The organism is Pseudomonas sp. AC463 (assembly GCF_979253585.1).
This window is the reverse complement of record NZ_CEEDDZ010001170.1, coordinates 1-236: the sequence shown is the minus strand read 5'-3', so window position 1 is coordinate 236 and position 236 is coordinate 1. Positions and strand designations below refer to the sequence as shown.

General features: G+C 69.9%; 1 pseudogene. It reads right to left on the bottom strand.

What is annotated here, in order from left to right:
* Nucleotides 1-201, bottom strand: a pseudogene (locus tag AC0IYH_RS34000) (Na+/H+ antiporter subunit D); the annotation flags it as partial.
* Nucleotides 202-236: the final 35 nt, after the last annotated feature.

Below are 236 nucleotides of genomic sequence, written 5' to 3'. Positions count from 1 at the left end.
CAACGCGATCCCCGCCAGGATCGCGGTCGCGCCCAGCATGCCGAATGCGGCATAGCGGATCGCGCCGCCGATCTGCGCCTGCCGCCGGTCGAGCGTCACCAGCCCGAGCGCGGCGAGCAGCGCCAGCTCGAACCAGACATACAGATTGAACAGATCGGTCGTCAGGAACGCGCCGTTTACCGCCGCCAGCAACGCCAGCATCAGCGCGTCATAGCCCGCCCGCCGTCGCCGTGGCC